Raw genomic sequence first — 19257 nt, 5'->3', positions numbered from 1 at the left:
TGTGCTCATCATTCCTGCATCAAGAGGTGACACTCCATGAGCCAGCAAGACGCCTTGGCAAACGCCAACCACGACGCTCCCGCCAACTCTTCAAGCAACGCTCCCAACAGTTATCCCCGCAGCTTCTCCCATATCGGCATCTCGGTGCCGGACGTGGAGGCCGCGGTGGCGTTCTACACCCAGGTGCTGGGCTGGTACCAGATCATGGCGCCGACCACCATCGAGGAAGACGACTCCGCCATCGGCGAGATGTGCACCGACGTCTTCGGCCCTGGCTGGGGCAGTTTCCGTATCGCCCACCTGTCCACCGGTGACCGGGTAGGCGTGGAGCTGTTCGAGTTCGCCAACCACGAGGACCCGGAGAACAACTTCGAGTACTGGAAGACCGGCGTGTTCCACTTCTGCGTCCAGGATCCCGACGTCGAGGGCCTGGCCGAGCGCATCGTCGCCGCCGGCGGCAAGAAGCGCATGCCCAAGGTGCGCGAGTACTATCCCGGCGAGAAGCCCTACCGGATGATCTACATGGAAGATCCGTTCGGCAACATCCTCGAGATCTACTCCCACAGCTACGAACTGACCTATTCCGCTGGCGCCTATCAGGACTGAACGCCGGACAATGTCAGCTCGAGGGCAGGCCAGGGTTTGGCCTGCCCTCCTCGTTCATGGATAATCGATCCTTCACATTCTCAAGGCCCCGAGCCCCATGAGCGAGATCGACGACATTGCGCTGGCCGAGCGGCCCGAGACCCGAGGCGGCCCCCGACGTGACCTCCGCGTCGGCGACACCACCTTTACCCTGCTGGGCACCGCCCACGTCAGCGCCGAGAGCGCCGACGAGGTGCGCGACCTGATCGATTCCGGCGACTTCGACGCCGTCGCCATCGAGCTGTGCGACGCCCGCCACAGCAACCTGGCCAACCCCGACGCCCTGGGTGACCAGGACCTGTTCCAGATCTTTCGTCAGGGCAAGGCCGGCATGGTCGCCGCCAACCTGGCCCTCGGCGCCTTCCAGCAGCGCATCGCCGAGCAGTCCGGCATCGAGCCCGGTGCCGAGATGCGCGCCGCCCTGGAGGCCAGTCAGCGCCACGAGCTTCCGCTGCTGCTGATCGACCGGGACGTGGGCCTGACGCTCAAGCGGATCTACCAGAACGTGCCCTGGTGGCAGCGCTTTAGCCTGCTGTCGGGCCTGCTCGGCAGCGTGCTGTCGCGCCAGGAAGTCTCCGCCGAGGAGGTCGAGCGGCTCAAGCAGGGCGACGTGCTGGAATCCACCTTCAGCGAATTCGCCGCCGAGTCGCAGTCGCTGTTCACCCCCTTGATCAGCGAGCGCGATCGCTACATGGTGATGCGCCTGGCCCAGCAGTGCCCACCTGGCAAGTTCAAGCGGGTGCTGGTGGTGATCGGCGCCGGCCACCTCAAGGGCATGGCCGAGCACCTGGAAGGCCCGCCTGCCGAGGACCCGGCCGAGGAAATCGCCGTGCTGGAGGCCACCCGGCCGCCGTCGAAGGTGTGGAAGATGCTGCCCTGGCTGATCACTGCCCTGGTACTGACCGGCTTCGCCATCGGCTTTTCGCGCAACACCGAGCTCGGCTGGCAGCTGGTGGTGGAATGGTTCGTGATCAACGGCGTGCTGTCAGGGGGCGCCACCCTGTTGGCCCTGGCCCACCCGGTCACGGTGATCGCCACCGTGTTCGCCGCCCCGTTGACCTCGCTCAATCCCACCATCGGGGCGGGCTTCGTCGCCGCCGGGGTGGAACTGGCCATGCGCAAGCCCAAGGTGCGCGACTTCTCCACCCTGCGTCACGACGTTACCCAGGTGAAGGGCTGGTGGAAGAACCGTGTCTCGCGCACCCTGCTGGTGTTTCTGACGGCGACCCTGGGCTCCGCCGCCGGCACCTGGATCGCCGGTTTTCGTATCGCCGACAGTCTGTTCGGCTAGCTCGGCCGCCTCGTTCGGCACCCTCGCGCCGCCGCCCCCTCGGGCGGCGGTGTCGTTTCGACGCCCCCTACCATCAACGCGAACCCGCTCCGGGTCCACGCTAGCCCGCCATCGAAACCGGCTCCGAAGCCCGCTTAGACTATGCTCAAAGGAACAGCCTGCTGAACGGAGTCGGCCCCATGACCCGCAGCACCATCGAGGCGCTTCGCCAAGGCGCGAGACGGCGACTCCCACGGCTGGTCTTCGACTATATCGAAGGAGGCTCCGGCGCCGAGCAGGCGCTGGCCGCCAACCTCCAGGCCATGTCACGAGTGGCGCTGGCACCGCGCCTGGCCGACGTCAGCCGGCGCACCCTCGGTACTCGCATTCTGGGCGAAGATATCGCGCTGCCGCTGGTGCTCTCGCCGGTGGCCCTGGGCGGCCTGGCCTGGGCCGACGGGGAACGTCTGGCCGCACGCGCCGCTGCGCGAGCCGGGGTCCCCTACACCGCCGCCACCCTGTCCAACGCCCCCCTTGCGCATATCGCCAGGGACTGCCCGCGCCCACCCTGGTTTCAGCTGTTCGTGTTCAAGGATCGCGCCCTCAGCGAGCGACTGATGGACGACGCCCTGAGTCTCGGCTGCCGTGTACTGGTGCTGACCATCGATATGCCGCTGCTGGCCGATCACCACCGGGGACTCGGCCACGACGTCAGGCCCGATCCGGCCACCGCCCTCAAGCTCGCCTGGGGGTTGGGCCGTCACCCCGGCTGGTGGTGGCGCCACCTGCGCAGCCGTCGTTTTTCCCTGGGCAATCTGGACGGACCGCTCTCGGCCCCGGACGGCATCGCCTCACTCGCCAGTTGGCTCGGCGACCAGCTCGATCCCTCACTGGGGTGGAGTGATCTGGGCTGGGTCCGCGCCCGCTGGCCGGGCGCGCTGGTCGTCAAGGGTGTACTGGACGCGGACTCGGCGCGCCAGGCCGCCGAGCAGGGGGCCGACGCCGTGGTGGTGTCGAATCACGGGGGGCGCCAACTGGACGCCGCCAGGGCCACCATCGCGGCGCTTCCCGAGGTGGTGGCGGCGGTGGGCGAGCGTCTCGAGGTGCATCTGGATGGAGGGATTCGCAGCGGCCTGGACATCCTTCGGGCGCTGGCCCTGGGCGCCGACGCCGTGCATATCGGCCGTCCCTATCTGTATGGACTGGCCGACGCGGGCGAAGCCGGCGTCGAGCGCTGCCTGGCGATCCTGCGCCGAGAGCTGGACCAGGGCCTCGCCATGTGTGGCTGTTCGAGTATCAGGGAAGTGGATGCACGCGCGCTGGCAGCGAACGGCGATCTCATCGATCGTTAGCTGGACGGCGGCGCTTCGCCACAGTCGCTGCCTTCCGCCAGGCGCCAACGGTAATTGTCGTGCTGTATCGCGCGGGAAATCGCCTCTTTGGCGACGTGATTGCCGACCTGATCCCCGGCGTGATCCCCGGGGCTCTTATCCTTGACCATCGTCTCGGCAGAGCGTCCAGCGGGCGCCTCGGCATCGAACGCCAACATGGGCAGGTTCACCGTGATCGGCTGGCGCAGCGTATCCGGGACCATCTCCATCACCTCGATCCACAGCGTCCGGTAGCCGTCGCGCTCGATCTCCCAGCACTGAGGACGGAGCCCGCTTGCTGCCATCAACAACTGCCCACCGATATACGAATTCCCCGGAATGGCGAACCGCCCGTTGCTGTCGGTCACATCGGCGGCCTCGGCAAAGCCCTCGGCCGAGACCCTGGCCCCCGCCAGTGGGGCCCCGGTACGGGCGTCGATGACCTGCCCCTGCAATGGCTGTCGCGCCCAGCGCTCACTGATCACCGGCACGCAGCCAGAAACCAGCGACATCAGTACCAGCAACAGTGCCAGCACCGCCATCAACGAGATGCTTCGCCGACCACCCGTCGCCAGCCTCATGGGACTTCGCCTGTGCAGAATCGTCGACAGAAACTCTACGCCATCCCTGGCCCATCGTTTCAACGCTGGGCGGGCCGGTGGTGACGCCACAGTTCCAGACCGTCAGGCCAGCGAACGACCGGCCACACGCAGGCGACTGTACTCTTCCAGCGCCGATGACTCGGTCATGCTGCAGATCCAGTCATGCACGAGGCGTCCACGATGGTAGGCCTCCCAGACCTCGCGGCTCGCCCCTTCCCAGGGCTGCGCCATGGCCTGGCGGTACACCCTGAGCACGCCGGGTGGCAACCGCTTCACCCACAGCGTCAGCCGCGGCGAGGCGCCATGGCCCTCGTCCAGCAGTCGCACGAAGGCCGCTTCCGGCAGGCGCAACGCCGGCAGGGCGGCATCGAGCAGTCCACATAAGGTGCGGTAGCCCTCGAGCTCCAGCCGTTCCAGCTCCGGATCCCGATATTCAACCCGGGTGGCCAGGCTGTCGAAGGCCTCGAGCAGAGCGCGACAGCCGACCTCCGCGCTCAGCAGCCTCAACTGAGGCTGTCCCTCCCGGATGTTCTCCAGGTGGGCCACGAAGGCATCGGCGGCGTGATTGACCAAGGTGCGCCCCAGCGCCAGTCGCAGGTAGTGAAAGAAGCGCCCCAGTTCCTCGACGTTGTCCCGCTCATAGCGGCGCAGCGCCCAGTCCAGCATGCCACCGAGGCTCCAGCGGCGTACCACCCCGTGGCGCGAGAAGCGCCGCTCCTCCAGACTCGCCCAGGGCTCTCCCTGGCGGGCCAGCCCCTCCACGTAGGCCTGCTTGAGCGATGCCACCAGGGACGTCGGGTCGATCAACCCCCGCTCCACCACCGCCTCCAGACGAGACAGGGTCCGTGCAATGACCTCGGCGGCATCCACCACGTAGCTGGCCGGATGGCGATGATCCTGGCCCAGCCCCAGGACACCACGCATGGCCGTCTCCTGGTCGCTCTCGGCACGATAGCAGTAGCCCTGGCGGCCACGGCCATCGTCGCCCACTTCGCGCCACACCGCCTGCTCCCCCAGCAGCACCGCGCCCTGGACATGGGTCAGCGAGATCCCCTCCTGCTTGCTGATGGTGCGGAGCGCCTGGGCCTGGGCGTCGAACCGACACAGCTCGTTGAGCAGGGCCGCGCCCTGGATATCGTCCTTGGCCAGCGGCAGCTGGCGGCCTCCCAGGGCCGACATATGGCTGTCGAACCAACCGCAGAGCGCAAGTTCTCCGGCCTGGCCAAAGGGAGGTCGACCGATATCACGCAGCAGGCTGCCCACCTCGACCAGACAGATGAAGGCGTCTTCCAGACCATCGAGGCCACAGTCACCCGCCCGCTTGCCCAGCTTGCGATAGACCATCTGCACGATCCGGCGCCCCATCTGCTGTCGCTCCAGCGAGGCCGACAGCAGGCGCCTCTGGCTTGCGTGAGCCAGCACCGCGCCCTGCTGGGGCAGCAGCTGCAATCGACGCAGGCTGGCACTGTGGACGACCCGGGTACGGTCCTTTTCCAAGCGACGCTCCAGCGTCGCCACGGAAAATGCGGCATCACCATCCACCGCCAGCGATGGACAGCGATCTCCCGGGAGAGGTCGGCAGGGGTGAAAACGCCTACGAAAATCCATAACGCTCCTCGTGCGCCAAGCCGCACAGATTGACGAAACTGTGTCAAAAGAAGAGCGTCTCCCAGAAAAAGCCCGGGCGAACTAGGATATTCGCGACACCACAAGCCAGCAGTCGTGGATAGGGAATGTAGTTTTATACCGACAGGTCCGAAAAAAACCGCTCTATACGGCATAGTTATGCGTATACCGACACCGATCCTGGCGTTGTCGTCGCCTCGCCTCGATGCCTGACCACGCCCTCTCACCCTCGCCGGGCGGCCAACCTGCGCATGGCCGGGCTTGGCGTCTCGATCTTGTGGTAGCGCCGACTGGCGGCGTAGCTGTCGTTGAAGACGTCGAAGTAATCGTCGAGCACCGAAGCGGCGTCTTCCTCGCCGCTCTGACGCAATAGCTCGGCGGCCACCTCGGCGGTGCACAGATGCGCCTGGGAAGCGGGCTTGCGCAACCGATAACGCGTCAGTCGATCGGTTCTCAACGGCAGTACCGGCAGGCGTTCCAGGTAGGGGCTCTTGCGAAAGATCCGCCGCGCCTGACGCCAGGTGCCGTCGAGCAGGATCAGCACCGGGATGCGCTCCCGGGGGACTCGCCGGACCGCCTCCACCTCGACCACGCGGTCGGCGTAGTCGGGCTGGTCATCGGGGAATACCACGAAGGGGGCGTAACGCTCGTCGGCCAGGAGCGCCAGCAGCTGTTCATCGGGCGTGGTGCGGTACCAGGTGAAGACACGGGTGGGCGCCAGCACGTCGGCGATCAGACGGCCGGTGTTGGTCGGCTTGTGGTGCTCCAGCGGATGGGTGATCAGCCACACCTGGACCCGAGAGTCGGCCTTGGCCTGATAGGGGCACAGGCAGTTGAGTTCGGGCAGATTGCAGCCAGCGCAACGGGTGACGAAACTGCCGCGCGCCTTGAACTCTCGTCGCGGGGGACGCGGATGACCGGTGGCAGGGTCCCTGTCGAGGCTCGGGCTCTCGCCGAGGTGCGGATCCCCGACAGCGCTCGGCTCACCCGGATGGCGATCGGCGGACGCCTGCTCGGTGGTTGAAGCTTCCTGAGTCGAGCCGGAATCTTCGGAGCGGGCGTCTTGCTGGGAGGGGGCGGAATCGGCGAAACGAGAGTCACACATGGGCGGGATGCAGGCTGCGGCAAAGGGCGCCCAATCTACCACGCCCCATTGCCTGCGTCAGGCAAGCCACGCGAAAGGTTGGCGCTCCTGGCAGCGGTTCAGGTCGCCGTACCGACGGCTCTCTAGAAAACCCGCTCGACGGCGCCACCTTCGCCCGGGCCTAGGCCAATTGCGGCATGAACAGTCGACCTTCACGCTGCCAGTGACGGGTCAGGGCGGGCACGCCCTCACCTGCCGGCATCACCAGCCGGGCAACGCCAGCAGGCACCCTGAGCGATTCGTCGGGGTCCACCAGCACGCAGTCGGCATCGAAGGGCAGTTCGTTGATCAGGGCCGCCGCCGGCATCACCGCCAGCGAAGTGCCGACCACCAGCAACAGGTCCGCCTCGGCGACGATCTCGCAGGCGTCCTGATAGGCCGGCACCGCCTCGCCAAACCAGACCACGTCCGGGCGCAGCTGGCTGCCACGGTCACAGACGTCGCCCATGGCGATATTGCGACGCCCCAGCGGATAGCGCATGCGTTCGTCCACCGAGGAGCGCGCCATCATGATCTCGCCATGCAGGTGCAGCACCCGACGGGAGCCCGCTCGCTCGTGCAGATCGTCGATGTTCTGGGTGACGATGCTGACCTCGAAGCCACGCGCCTCGAGGTTGGCCAATGCCCGGTGGGCGGCGTTGGGACGTGCACCACGCACCTGGTCCCGACGGGCGTCATAGAAGCTCAGCACGCGCTGCGGGTCTCGTGCCCAGCCCTCGGGGGTGGCGACGTCCTCGATGGGATGATCTGCCCACAGGCCATCGGCGGCACGGAAGGTCTGGATTCCGCTCTCGGCGCTGATGCCGGCGCCGGTCAGCACCACCAGGTGGGGGGCCTTGGACATGAACTCGCTCCACAGCTTTGAGAGTCTGAATTAGCGCCGCCACGGACTCAGTAGGTCAGGCCCCCGGGGTCCGAGGCGAAGCGCTGCTTGTTGCGATAAGGGTAGACGTCGATCACCTGACCGTCGGTGATCGCCGCCTGCAGGCTCTTCCAGTAGTCGGCATCGAAAAGCTCCGGATGCAGTTCGAAGAACAGCTTGCGCAACTGCACATTGGCGAACAGGAAGGGCCCGAATTCCTCGGGGAAAATATCATTGGGCCCCACCGAGTACCAGGGTTCGTCGGCCAGCTCCTGCTCGGGATACAGGGGCTCCGGGATATGCCGGAAGTTGCACTCGGTGAGATAGCTCACCTCGTCGTAGTCGTAGAAGATCACCCGCCCGTGGCGGGTCACCCCGAAGTTCTTCAGCAGCATGTCGCCGGGGAAGATGTTGGCCGCCGCCATCTGCTTGATGGCGTTGCCGTAGTCCTTGAGCACCGCGCGGGTCTCGGTCTCGTCGCACTGCTCCAGATACAGGTTCAACGGGGTCATCATGCGCTCGGTGTAGCAGTGCTTGATGATGACCTTGTCGTCCTTCAGGTAGACATTGCTCGGCGCCACCTCCAGCAGGTGCTCCAGGCACTCGGGGTCGAAGTGGTCCTTGCGCGATACCAGGTAGGAAAACTCCTGGGTATCGGCCATCCGGCCGACCCGGTCATGGCGCTTGACCAGGCCGTACTTCTCGCGCACGTTGTCGCGACTCATCGCCTTGGACGGGTCGAAGCGGTCCTTGATGATCTTGAACACGGTGCGGTGTGAGGGCAGCACGAACACCGCCATCACCATGCCGCGCACCCCGGGGGCGATGATGAACTTGTCCTCGCGCCGCGCGATCTGCTGGTTCAGGGCGCGGAAGAACTCGGTCTTGCCGTGCTTGAAGAAGCCGATGGCAGCGTAGAGTTCGCTGATCGGCTTGTCCGGCATCAGCATGTGCAGGTAGGCCACGAACTCACGGGGCACAGTGGCATCGACCTGGAAGTAGACCCGGGTGAAGGAGAAGATGATCGACACCTCGTCGGGCTCGATCAGCACCGTATCCAGGTGCAGCCCCTTGCCCTCCTCGTGGAGCACCGGCAGCACCAGCGGCACCTGCTCGCCATCGCGGTGGATGCGGCCGACCAGGTAGGCGCCCTTGTTGCGGTAGAAGACGCTCTTCAGCAGTTCGATTTCGGTGTCCGTGCCGTCCGCCAGCCCTTGCGGCAGGTGCTCGACCAGAAAGTCACGCGCCAGATGTCCGCAGTGGCCCAGGTCGATGAACTCCATGCCCAGTTCGGCCCCCTCCAGCGCCTCGGCGATGGCCCTTGACCAGTCCCCCTCCACCGCGATGTGTCGGCACAGCTCGATGCCCGAGTGGTGTGACGCGGCGTCCCTGGAGGAGTTGACGAACATCCAGTCATCGCGGATGTGGCGGTGATGAAAGATCGAGCAGAACAGCGAATTGAAGTAGGTCTCGGCCAGCTCGTAGTCGAGTCGCTGACCGATCAGCTCGACATAGTGCCCCTTGGCCTCACGCCAGCACTCGCAGTGGGTCAGGATGTCCTCGTCAAAGGTGCGCTGCAGGCGCCCCAGGGTCTCGTCGACCTTCTCCTGATAGAGGTTGATCCGCTCCGCCGAGGCCTGCTGGGCCTCGCGCCAGGCGGCGTCGCGAAAGCGTCGATTGGCGTCCAGGGTGATCTGCTTGAAGCGCGAGCGGTACTCGTCGAATCCATGCAGGATGGTGGCGGCGATGCGATAGGCAGGGGAAAGTTTCATCACGGGGCTCCCGACGGGCGTCAGCTCAGAATGACCGCCGCCGCCACCTTCGGCGAGACGACCAATGTCGACTGTCATGTTGCCGTGCAACATGGCAGCCGCCAAGCCGTCTGTCCAACCCGGCACACTACGCCATCGATCACCTCCCCCACCGCCGCCAAAGACCTATTTGCGCCAGAACATCGGGGTCAACAGTACCAGCACGGTCAGGATTTCCAGGCGGCCCATCAGCATGCCCACACACAACAGCCACTTGGCGGCGTCGGGCAGGGTGGAAAAGTTGCCGGCTGGGCCGATGATATCGCCAAGTCCTGGCCCGACGTTGGCCACCGCCGTGGCCGCCCCGGTCAGTGCCGTGACCAGATCGAGGCCCAGCATGGCGAGGGCCAGGGCGAGGCCGGCGATGGTCAGAAAGAAGAAGAAGGAGAAGGCCACCACGCCCCGGCTGATCTCATCGGACAGCGGCGCACCGTTGTAGCGAGAGACGAAGACCCCATGGGTGTGGATCAAGAAGCGCAGCTGGCTCAGCAGCATCTTGATCGCCACCTGGAAGCGAAAGATCTTCATGCCTCCGCTGGTCGAACCACTGCAGCCACCGACAAAGGTCAGATAGAAGAACGCCATGGCGGCGAACGGGCCCCACTGGCTGTAGTCGTCGCTGGCGTAGCCGGTGGTGGTCACCACCGAGACCACGTTGAAGGCGGTGTGAGTCAGGGCATCGAACATCGCCTCGCCTCGCCATACCCGATAGAGGCTGAGGATCAGCGTCACCACCACCAGCAGCCACACCAGCCCACGGACCTGCTCGTCGCGCCACAAGGCCAGCGGCGAGCCGCGCAGAAAGCGGATGTAGAGCACGAAGGGCAAGGCGCCAAGCAGCATGAACAAGGTGCCCATCCACAACAGATGCGGCTGGTCGGCGTAGGCCCCGAAGGAGGCGTCAGAGTTGGCGAAGCCGCCGGTGGATACCGAGCTCATGGCGTGCACCACCGCGTCCACCGGTGCCATGCCGCCGATACCGTAGGCCAGAATCGCCACCAGGGTGCCCAGGGCGTAGATGCCGAGCGTGGCCTTGGCGATGCCGCCGGTGCGCGGCATTACCTTGTCCGACCAGTCCGAGGATTCGGTCTGAAAAAGGCGCATGCCGCCGACCTTGAGAAACGGCAGGATGGCGATGCCCATGACGATGATGCCGATGCCGCCGAGCCACTGCATCAAACCCCGCCACAGCTTGAGACCATCGGAGAGCTGGTCGATATCGGTGAGGATGGTGGAGCCGGTGGTGGTGATCGCCGAGACCGACTCGAACACCGCATTGGTCAGCGACAGATGGGGCGCGCCAAGCACCAGCGGCAGGCTGGCGAAACCGCTGATACTGACCCAGCTCAGGGTGGTCAGCACGAACATCTGCTGGGTCTTGAGCGCCACCGGTATCCGCCAGGTCAGCCACCAGCACATCAGCACCGTGGCCAGCACCACCAGCAGGGAACGAGCGAAGGCCGGCGCGTCGGCGTCGCCTTCCCATACCAGCACCCCCCAGGGCAGCAGCATGAACAGCGCCAGCACCAGCCAAAGTACCGACAGTACCTTGAGGACCGGTGCCCAGTCCCTGCACCAGCGCAGCATCCCTATCCCTCGGGTCATAGCCTGCTCTCTCACCGATTGTCGGCGCTCATCATAGACCAAAGCCGTAGCCAGAGATGCCCCTCGACTCACGGAGTCGTCGCAATCCGGATGACAGATCGCCGCAACATGGCGACAATAGCGCGCCTCGAGCCCGCATTCACGCCATAGGTATCGCCGCGATGTCCCTGCCCTTGCCCATTCTCTACCAGGACGACGATCTGGTGGCGGTGCACAAGCCGTCAGGGCTGCTGGTGCATCGCAGCGCGCTGGCCCGCGGCGAGCGCGAATTCCTGCTGCAGCGCCTGCGCGACCAGTTGGGCCAGCGGGTCTACCCGGTGCACCGGCTCGACCGGCCTACCTCGGGGGTCATGGTGTTCGCGCTGTCCTCGGACATGGCCCGGCGGCTGGCCGAGGCCTTCACCGAGCGCCAGGTGACCAAGCGTTACCTGGCGGTGGTGCGCGGCATCGGCCCCGAGACCGAGCGCATCGACCGGGCACTGCGCGAGGAAGACGGTAGCCGGCCCAAGGCCGAGATGCCGGCGATGCCCGCGATCACCGAGGTGCGCCGACTCGACAGCGTGGAGCTGCCGGTACGTATCGACCGCTACCCCCAGGTTCGCTACTCGCTGATGGAAGCCCGCCCGCTGACCGGCCGGCGCCACCAGATACGCCGTCATCTGTCCGGCATCGGCTACCCGATCATCGGCGACGCCAAGCACGGCAAGGGCAATCACAACCGCTTCTTTCGCGACAGCCTGGACTGCGATCGGCTGCTGCTGGCGGCGACCTCGCTCGAGTTCGAGCACCCTCGCCATCGCACCCCGATGGCGCTGTGCTGCCCGCTGGACGCCTGCATGACGCGGCTGTTCGACCGTTTCGGCTGGCGCGCCCACCTGCCCCGGCCAGTCAGCACCACCAACGCCAACGTGACCGCAACGACCCAGCGAGATTCCTGATGAGCACTGACCCCAGCGACAACGACTATGACCTGCGCTTTGGTGGTATTCGCCGCCTCTACGGCACCACCGCCAGCGCCCGTCTGGCGCAAGCCCACGTGGTGGTGGTCGGGGTCGGCGGTGTCGGCAGCTGGGCGGTGGAGGCGCTGGCCAGAAGCGGCGTCGGCAAGCTGACCCTGATCGACCTCGACGACGTCTGCGTATCCAACGTCAATCGTCAGCTTCACGCCCTCGACGGCACCATCGGGCGGCCCAAGGTGGAAGTGCTGGCCGAGCGCTGCCGGGCCATCCACCCCGGCATCGAGGTCGTCGCCGATGTCGCCTTCGCCACCCCGACCAATCTCGCCGAACGCATTCCCGAGGACGCCGATCATCTGATCGACGCCATCGACAGCGTGGTGGCCAAGGCCGCACTGATCGCCTGGTGCAAGCGCCGCAAGCTGCCGCTGACGGTCACCGGTGCCGCCGGCGGCCAGACCGACCCCACCCGGATCAAGGTGGCCGACCTGACCCGCACGGAGCATGACCCCCTGCTTGCCAAGGTGCGCTCGCGCCTGCGCCGCGACCATGGCTTTTCGCGCAACCCCAAGCGCCGCTTCAGCGTCGAGTGCGTCTACTCCGACGAGCAGCTGGTCTACCCCGGCCAGGACGGTGAGGTCTGCCACACCAAGCCTGGTGCCGGCGAGTCCACGCGCCTGGACTGCGAGAGCGGCTTCGGCGCCGCCACCTTTGTCACCGGCAGCTTCGGCTTTGTCGCCGCCTCGCGGGCGCTGGCCAGACTGACCCGGGTAAAATGAGCCAGACAAGGAAACGACCATGACAACCCCGCAATCCCCCCTCCCGGTGCCCGGCATCTATCGCCACTACAAGGGTCCGCTCTACGAGGTGACCGGCGTCGCCCATCACAGCGAAAGCGAAGAGGCCCTGGTGGTGTACCGCGCGCTCTACGGGGACTACGGCCTGTGGGTGCGCCCGCTTGAGATGTTCTGCGAGAGCGTCGACGTCGAAGGTGTTACCACTCCACGCTTTGCCCTCGAGAAGGCGTTCTAGGGCTTGTCTGAAAACTGCCTGCGCTCGGTAATACGGCGTTAAAAATCGGCTGGTGCGCCAGCCCGGTCAAAATGCTCATTTACACCCCGTAAACTGCGCTTTCTCACCGATTTTTGCCTTGTCTAACCATCGCTCGTCGACTTTTCCGACAGCGCCTAGCAGGCCCTGACGGCGCCCGGATCCATGTCGTCGGTCCGACGCTGCCAGTTCGATAACGCTGGTCCAATAGCGCCAGCCCGGCGAGGCGAGTCCATACGCCCTGGCCAGCGCGCAGGCAACGGAACACGCAGACGCAAAAAGGGGAAGCCGCTGGCCTCCCCTTTTTGCTTGCCTGGGCGCTGTCGATGCAATGCGCCAGCGCTAAATCACTCTTCGCCGCCGGCCTTTTGCATTTGCGTCTGCAGATACGCCTGCAAGCCGACCTTGTCCATCAGACCCAGCTCGGTCTCGATGATGTCGATGTGCTCTTCCTCATCGTCGAGGATCTTCTGGAACAGGTCACGGCTGACGTAGTCCCGCACCTGCTCGCAGTAGGTGATGGCTTCGATCAGGTCGTCACGCCCGGTATGCTCCGCGGCCAGGTCGGCCTCGAGCATCTCGCGGGTGTCCTCGCCGATATGCAGCTTGCCGAGGTCCTGCAGGTTGGGGATGCCTTCGAGAAAGAGGATGCGCTCGATCAGAATGTCGGCGTGCTTCATCTCTTCGATGGACTCGTCGTACTCCCACTTGGCCAGCCGGGCCAGGCCCCAGTCCTTGTACATCTTGGCGTGCAGGAAGTACTGATTGATGGCCACCAACTCGTTGCCCAGCACCTTGTTGAGATGCTCGATGACCTTGGGATCGCCTTTCATGGAAAACTCCTCAATGCTTGCCGGACTTGTGCTTGCCGGTGATTGCCGACCGGCCGTGGCCAGTCGTCGTTGATCGAACCGTCTTGCATCGGACGCCGCAGAGGCGACGTCTCTCCTTGGCCTCGCCCGCCTTCACAGGGCAACAGACGCGGGGCTACAGACACACTGGCACGACAAGCAATGCCCTACCAGCTCCCGTCAAGAAGCAGTATAGGGCATCCATGAAAAAACTCAATAAAATCAGAATCTTGAAAACCGCAACTACAACGATATCGATTGCTAATTCAAAAGACTACCGCAAAGGAAGTAGCGCAAGAGCGTACCGACGACCGAGGCTATACCGCATAGGCCAGCGCTTCGACTTCCAGACTCGACGCTTCCTGGATGGCGTCGCGGGTGATCTGCTTGCCCACACAGGCGCATTTGCCGCACTGGGTGCCACAACCGGTCTCACGCTGAACCTGACGCCAGCTACGCGCGCCGTCATCGACGCTCTGACGAATCTGTCGGTCACTGACCCCTTTGCACAGGCATACGTACATCGCCATCTCTCCTGAATCACTATAGCCAATGTAAATGATTCCCATAGCGACACGCAACCTTTTCAAGAGTAATTCGTATTTACTTTAGCTAAAGATTTGAATTTACATGACTCAGCTCAAGCGTTGCCCCTGCCGACAGCCAATCGACAGCATCCACAAAACCAGGAAGGAAACAGCGGGGAGCGACTCGTGCAGGCTGGATGGGGAGGGGCAGCATCTCAGGGAGAACGTCGGCCGGGCGCTGCAGAGGATGAAGGGTCGATGGCAGACGCCCGAGCCGGGCTGACGGGTAAGCTGCCCTGTTCAGGAATCTCGCGCAAGCGCTCGTTGCAGGGTTATCGCTTCGCCGCCTTCGGCAGCACTACCACCTGAGTACCAGACGCCAGATCCGCCCAGCTGCGCCGTTCCGCGTCGAACAGCACCCACCAGTGGCCCAGCCCCAGCGGCACGAAGGAAAACGCTCCCACGGCGAAGCGCAGCATGGTCTGACGCAGGCTGATGGGTCCGCCGTCGAGGGTCTGGACGCGAAGACGCCAGGCCTGCATCCCCAGGGTCATGCCCCCGCGGCGCCAGAAGAAGGCAAAAAAGGCAAAGGCCGCGACCACCAGCAGCAGTCGCAGGCTGAGCACCTGCCAAACGCCTGCCCCCACCTCTTCCGGGGCCAGGCCCAGCATCTTGCGCACCACCAGCACGTGCAAGGTGGTAATCGCGATCCAGATGGCCAGCAACAGAAAGCTGTCGTAGAACATGGCGCCCAGGCGCCGGCCCAACCCCGCGGGCCAGACATCATCGAGATGGGGAAAGCGTCGTGTCATTGGGTTTGCTCAGCAGGTGAAGTCTCGGCAAGGCGCACACTAACGTTGGGGCCGGGTCGATCGAGAGTGCCCACGCAGTCCTTCACCCCGACCGCCTCAATAGGTGAAGTCCCAGCAAGGCGCACACGAGTGTGGGGGCCAGCACCGCCCAAGCCGGCGAAAAGCCGAATACCGTGGAGGCCGGTGCCAGCAGATCCTGGAGGTACTTGAACACCAGTCCGGTGATGACCCCGTAGAATACCCTCGTCCCGGCGGCCACGGTGCGCAGCGGGCCGAACACGAAGGACGCCGCTACCAATACCAGCGAGGCCATGGTCAGGGGCATCAGCATCTTCTGCCAGAAGTACAGAAGCGGCTGGGTGGCCTCCAGGCCCTGCTCGTCCAGATAGTCGGCGTAGGCCCACAGCTCGCTCGGTGCCTGGGTCTCCACGTCGCGCAGCAGACGCGACAGCTGAGTCGGCGACAGGCTGGTGTCCCAGCGCAGGCTAGCCACCTTGTCGACCTCGGTGCGGTCACCGGTAAAGCGGGTCGTCTCGACCTGCTGCAACTCCCAGAAGTCGCCCTGCCACACCGCACGCCTGGCAGTGGTGACCGAATCCAGCCGGTGGCCGTCGAATTCGTAGCGGGTCAGATCCAGCACGGTGTCGTCGGCGCGAATCGCACCGAAGCGATAGAAGTCGTCGCCCTCGCGCTGCCAGCCACCGCGTTCGGTGACCACCGCGCCCTCGCCCTGCATCTGCTGCACCTTCCAGGCGTGGGCAAACTGCTCGGTTCTGGGGCTGACGAACTCTGCCACCGTCAGCACGATCACCACCACCAGGATGATCGGCTTCATCACCCCCCAGACGATGCGCGCCAGCGACCGTCCCGCCGCCCGCATCACCGTCAGCTCGTTGTTGGAAGCCATGCTGCCGAGTCCGATCAGGGCGCCGATCAACACGCCTACCGGGGCATACTGATAAAAGCGCCAGGGCAGGCGCATGCACAGAAACAGGAAGACCTCGAAGGCACCATAGCCGCCTTCGATGTCTCCGAGGTCATCGATATAGGTGATGATCAGGTCCAGGCCCAGCAGCACCACCTGCACTACCAGAATGGCAGCGAGGACGTTGCGGGCGATGTAGCCGTCCAGGCGATCGAGAATCATCCGCTCATTCCCTTGCGTTGGGCATTGAAGGCCAGTCCCAGGCCGAGGATCAGGAAGCCTGCGTGGATCGGCCACATGCCGATGACGGCAGGCAGGCTGCCGCTGCCGATGGCGTCCATGGCCGCCAGCAGCAGACTCAGGTAGGCCACGTACAGAAAGATCGCCGGCAACAGCTTGGCAAAGCGGCCCTGGCGTGGATTGACCCGGGACAGCGGCTGGGCCAGCAGGGTCAGCACGAACACCATCAGGGGAGCGCCGAGCCGCCACTGCAACTGGGCCCTGGCCTCGGGCGAAGCGTCATTCATCAGGGTCGTGGTGGTGGCAAACTCCGCCGAGTCGGTCTCGACCGCCTCCACCGCCCGCGCCAGACGCACGGCATAGGTACCGAACTCGAGCCGCTCGGCGTCGGCGCGACCGGCCTCTGCGCTATAGCGTTCACCGTCTTCCAGCACCAGATAGCGACTGCCAGTGTCCGGATCCACCGACTGGTAGCCCTGGGTCGCCCGGGTCACCACGCTCTCGGGGGAGCCGTCATTGCGCTTCTGGCGTTCGCTGATGAACACCTCCTGCATGCGCTCGCCGTCCTCGGACACGTCGCTGGCGTAGGCGATACGCCCACTGCCGAACTCCTGAAAACGCCCTGGCGCCAGCGCCGAGAAATCGAGCTTGCTGCGCTGTTCTTCCAGTACCAGTTCGTTGTGCAGGGCACCGGCGGGGGTCAGCCACAGGCTGAATATCCCGACCAGCAGCGCCACCAGGGCGGCGGGCACCAGGCTGACCGTCAGCAAGCGGTTGGGGCTGGTGCCGCAGGCCACCAGCACGGTGATCTCGCTGTTGAGGTAGAGCTGGCCGTAGGCCAGCAGAATTCCGAGAAAGAACGCCAGCGGCAGGATCAGCTCGAGAAAGCCCGGCATGTGATAGAGCATCAGCGAGCCGAGGATGTTCGCCGGGATCTCGCCTTCGGCGGCGTTGGCAAAATAGCGGATAAACCGACTGCCCATGATCACCAGCAGCAGCACCCCGGCCACCGCCGACATGGTCAGCAGAATCTCGCGGGTGAGGTAACGGAATATGATCAATGCGCGCTCCTGCTCTCGGTCGTCCTCACCGGTCGTCCCTGATCCAGTATAGGTCCCTGATCGATGTCTCTACCCGATCGATCGCTGCGGCCACGGTGATCATGCAAACCCCGGGGGCCTTGGGTACACTGGATGGACTCGGCATCGTGCCGGCATTATCCAGAATCCCCCCACACTTGTCTTGTGGAGTCAGCATGGAATTCCCTGTAAAGACGGCCAACCCGGTCAAGATCGAGACCGCTTGCCTGGTCATCCCGGTGTTCAAGGACGGTGAACTTACTCCTGCCGCCGCCAAGCTCGACGACGCCAGCGAGCGTCTGATCGGACAGTTGATCGAGCGTGGCGATTTCAACGCCAAGCTCGGCAACGTCCAGCTGGTGCCCTTTGCGCCTGGGCTGTGCGCCGACCGCCTGCTGCTGGTCGGCTTCGGCGAGCGCGACAAGTGCCACGAAGGTGCCTTCTGCAAGGCCGTGGACGCCGCCTTCGCGAGCCTCGGTCAGCTGACCGTGGACGAAGTCTCGGTAGCCCTCACCGACGTGCCCGTCGAGGATCGCGACGCCGGCTGGAAGGCCCACAAGATCGCCGAGAGCGCGCTGCGCGCCAGCTACCGCTTCACCGACTTCAAGAAGGAGAGTGGCCCGGCTCCCAGCCTCAAGACGGTGTCGATCCTGCTCAGTGAGGGCGAAGACCAGAACGCGGCCAGCGAAGGCGCCCGCCAGGGTGCCGCCGTGGGCCAGGGCATCAACCTGGCCCGCCAGCTCGGCAACCTGCCGGGCAACGTCTGCACGCCGCGCTACCTCGCCAGCGAGGCCAAGCGCCTGGCCAGCGAATCCGATGGCGCCCTGACCACCGAGATCCTCGACGAGGCAGCCCTCGAGGAGCTCGGCGCGCACTCGCTGTTGTCGGTCGGTCATGGCAGCGACGAGCCGTCGCGGCTGATCGTGATGCGCTATCAAGGCGCGGACGACGAAAACGAGTCGCCCCACGTGCTCGTCGGCAAGGGCATCACCTTCGACACCGGCGGCATCTCGCTCAAGCCCGGTGCCGGCATGGACGAGATGAAGTTCGACATGTGCGGCGCCGCCAGCGTGTTCGGCGCGGTAGCCTCGATCCTGGCGATCAAGCCGAAGATCAACCTGGTCGCCATCGTCGCCGCCGCCGAGAACATGCCCAGCGGTCGCGCGACCAAGCCTGGCGACATCATCAAGACGCTGAAGGGGCTGTCGGTGGAGGTGCTCAACACCGACGCCGAGGGCCGCCTGGTGCTGTGTGATGCCCTGACCTACGCCGAGCGCTTCGAGCCGGCCAGCGTCGTCGACATCGCCACCCTCACCGGTGCCGCCATCATTGCGCTCGGCCACCACGCCACCGGCCTGATGTCCAACGACGACGACCTGGCGCTGGACCTTCTCGACGCCGGCGAAACCGCCTGGGATCGCGCCTGGCATCTGCCGCTGTGGGACGAGTACCAGGAACAGCTGGACTCCAACTTCGCCGACCTTGCCAACATCGGCGGGCGCCCGGCGGGCACCATCACCGCCGGCTGTTTCCTGTCGCGCTTCGCCACCGACTTCCCCTGGGCGCACCTGGACGTGGCCGGCACCGCCTGGAACAGCGGCAGCGCCAAGGGTGCCACAGGCCGCCCAGTGGGCCTGCTGACCCGCTACCTGCTCGACCGCGAGGCAGAGGTAGTCAACACCGACCAGGACTGACCCGGCAAGTCCGCCGTCCACGCGGGCGCCGACAGACGTCGGCACCCGCCCCGGCGGGCTTCCCCGTCCTACAGGCTTTCCCGACCCACAGGCTTTCCCGAAAGGGCGAGCCTGTGTCATTCTGATTCCATCGGCAGGCGCGATGCCTGCCCACCCCATCCCGGTCGAGCCCCCTGACTCGACCTCGA

Annotated in this window: 18 protein-coding genes; 7 read left to right on the top strand and 11 right to left on the bottom strand. The window is 65.3% G+C overall.

What is annotated here, in order from left to right:
- Window positions 1–36: 36 nt before the first annotated feature.
- The 3 genes from C6W88_RS01300 (at window position 37) to C6W88_RS01290 (ending at window position 3267) form a co-directional block, all read left to right on the top strand.
- Window positions 37–606 (top strand): lactoylglutathione lyase family protein, encoded by a 570-nt coding sequence (locus C6W88_RS01300; RefSeq protein WP_108131235.1) that lies wholly within the window; start codon window positions 37–39, stop codon window positions 604–606.
- A 97-nt stretch (window positions 607–703) separates the two neighbouring features.
- On the top strand, window positions 704–1936 hold the full coding sequence (locus C6W88_RS01295) for a TraB/GumN family protein (protein WP_108131234.1): 1233 nt from the start codon (window positions 704–706) through the stop codon (window positions 1934–1936).
- Window positions 1937–2115: 179 nt separating this feature from the next.
- Window positions 2116–3267, top strand: coding sequence for an alpha-hydroxy acid oxidase (locus C6W88_RS01290; protein ID WP_108131233.1), 1152 nt, complete (start codon window positions 2116–2118; stop codon window positions 3265–3267).
- Here C6W88_RS01290 and C6W88_RS01285 read toward each other — a convergent pair.
- The 6 genes from C6W88_RS01285 to C6W88_RS01260 all read right to left on the bottom strand — a co-directional run bounded on the left by C6W88_RS01285 (window position 3264) and on the right by C6W88_RS01260 (window position 10935).
- Window positions 3264–3866 carry a carboxypeptidase-like regulatory domain-containing protein gene (locus C6W88_RS01285; protein ID WP_108131232.1) on the bottom strand — a complete coding sequence of 201 codons (603 nt, stop codon included), beginning with the start codon at window positions 3864–3866 and terminating at the stop codon, window positions 3264–3266. The two genes, C6W88_RS01290 and C6W88_RS01285, sit on opposite strands and share 4 nt — an antisense overlap.
- Window positions 3867–3968: 102 nt before the next feature.
- On the bottom strand, window positions 3969–5495 hold the full coding sequence (locus C6W88_RS01280; RefSeq protein WP_146164622.1) for a hypothetical protein: 1527 nt from the start codon (window positions 5493–5495) through the stop codon (window positions 3969–3971).
- Between the two features lie 241 nt (window positions 5496–5736).
- On the bottom strand, window positions 5737–6618 hold the full coding sequence (locus C6W88_RS01275; RefSeq protein ID WP_108131230.1) for a tRNA-uridine aminocarboxypropyltransferase: 882 nt from the start codon (window positions 6616–6618) through the stop codon (window positions 5737–5739).
- Window positions 6619–6778: 160 nt separating this feature from the next.
- Window positions 6779–7501: an SIR2 family NAD-dependent protein deacylase gene (locus tag C6W88_RS01270; RefSeq protein WP_108131229.1), complete on the bottom strand. Its 723-nt coding sequence runs from the start codon at window positions 7499–7501 to the stop codon at window positions 6779–6781.
- A 47-nt stretch (window positions 7502–7548) separates the two neighbouring features.
- Window positions 7549–9291: a bifunctional isocitrate dehydrogenase kinase/phosphatase gene (gene aceK / locus C6W88_RS01265; protein ID WP_108131228.1), complete on the bottom strand. Its 1743-nt coding sequence runs from the start codon at window positions 9289–9291 to the stop codon at window positions 7549–7551.
- 165 nt (window positions 9292–9456) lie between these two features.
- The gene (locus tag C6W88_RS01260) at window positions 9457–10935 is read right to left on the bottom strand and encodes a TrkH family potassium uptake protein (RefSeq protein WP_045993073.1); all 1479 of its coding nucleotides are present in this window, start codon (window positions 10933–10935) and stop codon (window positions 9457–9459) included.
- Window positions 10936–11096: 161 nt separating this feature from the next.
- Here C6W88_RS01260 and C6W88_RS01255 point away from each other — a divergent pair, with 161 nt between their 5' ends.
- The 3 genes from C6W88_RS01255 to C6W88_RS01245 are packed head-to-tail and all read left to right on the top strand — an operon-like array spanning window position 11097 to window position 12923.
- Window positions 11097–11873, top strand: a complete 777-nt coding sequence (locus C6W88_RS01255; protein WP_045993072.1) for a pseudouridine synthase — start codon at window positions 11097–11099, stop codon at window positions 11871–11873.
- Entirely contained in the window at window positions 11873–12670 is a 798-nt protein-coding gene (gene tcdA / locus C6W88_RS01250; RefSeq protein WP_045993071.1) for a tRNA cyclic N6-threonylcarbamoyladenosine(37) synthase TcdA, read from the top strand. Before C6W88_RS01255 ends, tcdA begins: the two co-directional genes overlap by 1 nt.
- 19 nt (window positions 12671–12689) lie before the next feature.
- On the top strand, window positions 12690–12923 hold the full coding sequence (locus C6W88_RS01245; protein ID WP_045993070.1) for a DUF1653 domain-containing protein: 234 nt from the start codon (window positions 12690–12692) through the stop codon (window positions 12921–12923).
- A gap of 365 nt (window positions 12924–13288) precedes the next feature.
- Here the strand turns inward: C6W88_RS01245 and bfr are convergent, their stop codons facing one another.
- The 5 genes from bfr to lptF all read right to left on the bottom strand — a co-directional run bounded on the left by bfr (window position 13289) and on the right by lptF (window position 17357).
- Window positions 13289–13774 (bottom strand): bacterioferritin, encoded by a 486-nt coding sequence (gene bfr, locus C6W88_RS01240; RefSeq protein ID WP_045994716.1) that lies wholly within the window; start codon window positions 13772–13774, stop codon window positions 13289–13291.
- 335 nt (window positions 13775–14109) lie between these two features.
- Window positions 14110–14316 (bottom strand): (2Fe-2S)-binding protein, encoded by a 207-nt coding sequence (locus C6W88_RS01235; protein WP_045994717.1) that lies wholly within the window; start codon window positions 14314–14316, stop codon window positions 14110–14112.
- A 335-nt stretch (window positions 14317–14651) separates the two neighbouring features.
- A complete protein-coding gene (locus tag C6W88_RS01225; protein ID WP_108131226.1) occupies window positions 14652–15131 on the bottom strand; it encodes an RDD family protein in 480 nt (159 codons plus the stop codon).
- An 82-nt stretch (window positions 15132–15213) separates the two neighbouring features.
- A complete protein-coding gene (gene lptG / locus C6W88_RS01220) occupies window positions 15214–16278 on the bottom strand; it encodes an LPS export ABC transporter permease LptG (RefSeq protein WP_108131225.1) in 1065 nt (354 codons plus the stop codon).
- On the bottom strand, window positions 16275–17357 hold the full coding sequence (lptF, locus tag C6W88_RS01215; RefSeq protein WP_108131224.1) for an LPS export ABC transporter permease LptF: 1083 nt from the start codon (window positions 17355–17357) through the stop codon (window positions 16275–16277). The genes lptG and lptF overlap by 4 nt, the downstream gene beginning before the upstream one ends.
- Window positions 17358–17551: 194 nt before the next feature.
- On the opposite strand from lptF, the gene C6W88_RS01210 reads away from it, so the two are divergent.
- Window positions 17552–19069, top strand: a complete 1518-nt coding sequence (locus tag C6W88_RS01210) for a leucyl aminopeptidase (RefSeq protein ID WP_108131223.1) — start codon at window positions 17552–17554, stop codon at window positions 19067–19069.
- The last annotated feature ends 188 nt before the right edge of the window (window positions 19070–19257 follow it).

The sequence above is a fragment of the Halomonas litopenaei genome (assembly GCF_003045775.1).
GTDB lineage: Bacteria > Pseudomonadota > Gammaproteobacteria > Pseudomonadales > Halomonadaceae > Halomonas > Halomonas litopenaei.
The sequence above is the reverse complement of the archived record's forward strand: the minus strand, read 5'-3'. Positions and strand labels throughout refer to the sequence as shown.